Here is a 3793-nt window from a genome sequence, read left to right as displayed (position 1 = left end):
GCCATCCGCCGCGCTTTTTCGCGACCCTGGAGCAACTGGGCTTTGTCCTTGACCGGCGCCAGCTGCATCAGGAATTCCCCGGCCCGGGCCGGGCCGCCGTTGTTGATCACGGCACTCACCCGGCCGAGCCGCCACAGCCCCTCGCGCAGGGGCCCCATGGGCAGCAGGTGGCCGTTGCCGAAACGACGCTTGCCGTCCACCACCACCAGCTCGATGTCCCGGGCCAGGGCGTAATGCTGAAGGCCGTCGTCGCTGACGATGATGTCCACCCCCAGCGCCACCAGCCGGGCGGCCGCCTCGCCCCGGTTGGGCCCCACCACCACCGGGCAGCCGGTGCGTCTGTGGATCAGCACCGGCTCGTCGCCGGCCTCGGCGGCGGGAGTGGTCTTATCCAGCACCAGGGGATAGCGCTCGGCCTTGCCGCCGTAGCCCCGGCTGATCACCCCGGGCCGGTAGCCCTGGCCGCGCAGCCACTCCACCAGCCAGACCACCAGCGGCGTCTTGCCGTTGCCGCCCACGGTGAGGTTGCCCACTACTATCACCGGCACCGGCGCCCGGTACACGGCCTTGAAACCGCGCCGGAACAGCCAGCGGCGCAGGCCGCTCACCAGGGCGAACAGGGCGCTCAGCGGCGCCAGCAGCCACAGCCAGGTGGGCGCCTTGTACCAGGCCCGCATCAGGCCTCGCCGTACTGGATGCTGCGCAGCTGGGCGTAGGCGCCCTGGCGTGCCAGCAACTCGGCGTGGGTGCCCCGCTCCACCACCCGGCCCTCGTCGATCACCAGGATCTCGTCGGCGTTTTCGATGGTGGACAGGCGATGGGCGATCACCAGGGCCGTCCTGTCCTTGCGCAATGCCTCCAGCGCCGCCTGGATATGGCGCTCGGACTCGGTATCCAGCGCCGAGGTGGCTTCGTCCAGGATCAGCAGCGGCGCGTTGCGCAGCATGGCCCGGGCGATGGCGATGCGCTGGCGCTGGCCGCCGGAGAGGCTGGCGCCGTTTTCGCCGATCACGGTGTCGTAGCCCTGATCCAGTTTCTGGATGAATTCATCGGCGTAGGCCATTTTGGCCGCGGCGATGATCTGCTCGCGGCTGTACTCGCCCTGGGCCGCATAGGCGATGTTGTTGGCGATGGTGTCGTTGAACAGGTGCACGTGCTGGGACACCAGGGCGAACTGGCGGCGCAGATCGCTCAGCCGGTACTGGCGGATATCGACCCCGTCCAGGCGGATCTCGCCCTGGTCCACGTCGTAGAAGCGGGTCAGCAGGCTGGCGATGGTGCTCTTGCCCGAGCCGGAACGGCCCACCAGGGCGATGGTCTTGCCCGGCGCCAGGCTCAGGCTGACGTCCTTCAGCGCCGGGGTGTCCTTGGTGGGATAGCGGAAGGTGACATGATCGAACTCAATCCGGCCCTGGGCCCTGGCCAGCGGCTTGTCACCCTCGTCCTGCTCGCCGTCGCTGTCGAGCAGCTCGAACAGGCTCTGGCAGGCGGCGATGCCGCGCTGGTAGGAGGCGTTCACCTGGGTCAGGCTCTTGAGTGGGCGCATCAGCATCATCATGGAGGTGACGATCACGGTGAAGGTGCCCGGCGTCAGCTGTTCCTGAATATCCTCGAAGGTGGCCACGTAGAGCAGTATGGCCAGGGCGGTGGAGGCGATCACCTGCACCAATGGGGTGCCGATAGAATCCGCCGCCACCATCTTCATGTTCTGCTGGCGCACCTTGTTGCTGACGCCGAAAAAGCGCCCCGACTCCACCTGCTGGCCGTTGAACATCAGCACTTCCTTGTGGCCCTTGAGCATCTGCTCGGTGCTGCTGGTGATGTTGCCCATGGCGTCCTGCATGCCCCGGCTGATGCGGCGGAAACGGCGGCTGATCACCGCTATCATCACCCCCACCACGGGCCCGACCAGGAAGAAGATCAATGACAACTGCCAGGAATGGTAGAACATCAGCCCCAGCAGGCCGATGACGGTGGCCCCTTCCCGCACCAGGGTCACCAGGGTGGAGCTGGCGGCGGACGACACCTGGGAGGCGTCGTAGGTCACCTTGGACAACAGGTTGCCGGTGTTGTGCCGGTCGAAAAAGGCCACCGGCATGGCCATCAGCTTGTTGAACACCTGCTGCTGCAGGGTCATCACCACATGGTTGCCGACCCAGGCCATGCAGTAGCCGGACAGGAAGGTACAGACCCCGCGCAGGAAGACGATGCCGATCACGAACAGCGGCATCCATTTCAGCACGTTCGGATCCTGGCCGGTCAGGCCCTCGTCGATCAGCGGCTTGATGGAATAGACGAAGGTGGTGTCGACGGCGGCGTAGCCGGCCATGCCGATGATGGCGGCCACCAGACCGAGCTTGCGCTCCTTCACATAGCCGAGCAGGCGCTTGAGCACCGGCCAGGAGGAGGAGTGTGCATCTTGGGACATAAGGTCTCTGCCTTGAAAAACAAGGCGCTATTCTAACGGCTTCGCCTCCTGCAACCAAGCATTGAGCCGATGATACCAGGCACCGGAGCGCCTGGGATTCAGCAGCCGCCAGTGGTGGCCGTCCGCCGCCAGGTGCACCATGCCGTGCTCGCCGGTGGTGAGCTGCGCCACCCCCTGGCGCTCGAAGCGGGCCACCACCTCCGGCGAGGGAAAGCCCCAGCGGTTGTAAAAGCCGGCGGTATGCACCACCCAGTCCGGCGCCACCGCCCGGTTGAAGGCCTCGGTGGAAGAGCTGCGGCTGCCGTGGTGCGGGCTCAACAGCAACTGGGCGCCCAGCGCCTGGCCGGTGGCGAGCAGGGCCCGCTCGGCCGGCGCCTCGATGTCGCCGGTGAGCAGCAGCGACAGCCGGCCGTCGCCAATATGCAGCACACAGGAGTCGTTGTTGCTGTGGCCGCTCGGCTCGACCGGCCACAGCACCCGAAGGCGCAGCCGGCCCCATTGTTCGCTCTGCCCGGCCCGGCAATGCTGGCCGTCGGGCCAGGCGCCGCGGCGGTAGGTAACCGGCAGCACGGACGCCAGGTAGTCCCGGTTGCCGCTGTGATCGCTGTCGTCGTGGCTCACCACCAGGTATTCCAGGCGCTCGATCCCCAGGTGTCCCAACAATGGCAGGATCACCGCATCGGCCATGTTGAAGCCGGTGGGGAAACGGTTGCCGGTGTCGTACAACAGCGCCTCCCGCCCCTGTGTCACCAGCACCGACAGGCCCTGGCCCACGTCCAGCACCCGCACCTCCCAGGCCGGCCGGGACCAGGGCAGCAACAGCAGCAGGTACAGCGCCAGGCCCGCCACCCCGCGCCCCCCGGGCAACAGCGCCGCCGGCAGCACCAGCAGGGCCAGCAGCAGGGCGCCCTGGCCAAAGGCCGACAATACCAGCCAGGGCGAGAGCACCTGCTCCAGCCAGTGCAGCGACGCCATCAGGGGCGCGAACAGGCCATCCAGCAACGCCAGCACCGGCCGCGCCAACCCCGGTAAGGGCACCAGCGCCAGGCAGGCCAGCAACAACAGCGGAATGAACAACAGGGAAAACAGCGGGATCAGCAGCAGGTTGACCGGCAGCGACAGCCAGCTCAGGCCGCCGAACAGCACCATGACCAGCGGCAGCAGCAACAGGGTCAACCCCAGTTGCAGCCGCCACAGGCTGCGTCCGCCCAGCCAGCCGGCGCTCGCCAGCAGGGCCGCCACCGCCAGTACCGACAGCCAGAAGCCCTGGTTGAGCGCCAGCCAGGGCATGCCGGCCAGCAGCAGCGCCATGGTCACCAGCAGGATGCGCCGCCCGCTCCAGAAGCGGCCCCAGCCGGTCAGCGC

The 3793-nt window shown here is 67.7% G+C and carries 3 protein-coding genes; all 3 read right to left on the bottom strand.

Going from position 1 to position 3793, the window contains the following annotated elements; translation table 11 throughout:
- A partial coding sequence (gene lpxK / locus CGX12_RS18885) for a tetraacyldisaccharide 4'-kinase (protein ID WP_094041419.1) occupies nt 1-677 on the bottom strand: 677 nt, incomplete at its 3' end.
- Nucleotides 677-2428, bottom strand: coding sequence for a lipid A ABC transporter ATP-binding protein/permease MsbA (gene msbA / locus CGX12_RS18880; protein ID WP_094041418.1), 1752 nt, complete (start codon nt 2426-2428; stop codon nt 677-679). The genes lpxK and msbA, both read right to left, overlap by 1 nt.
- 27 nt (nt 2429-2455) lie before the next feature.
- Nucleotides 2456-3793 (bottom strand): DNA internalization-related competence protein ComEC/Rec2 (locus CGX12_RS18875; RefSeq protein WP_142995710.1); only part of this gene is annotated, 1338 nt, incomplete at its 5' end.

Source organism: Zobellella denitrificans (genome assembly GCF_002237365.1).
In the GTDB taxonomy this organism is placed as follows: domain Bacteria; phylum Pseudomonadota; class Gammaproteobacteria; order Enterobacterales; family Aeromonadaceae; genus Oceanimonas; species Oceanimonas denitrificans.
The sequence above is the reverse complement of the archived record's forward strand: the minus strand, read 5'-3'. Positions and strand labels throughout refer to the sequence as shown.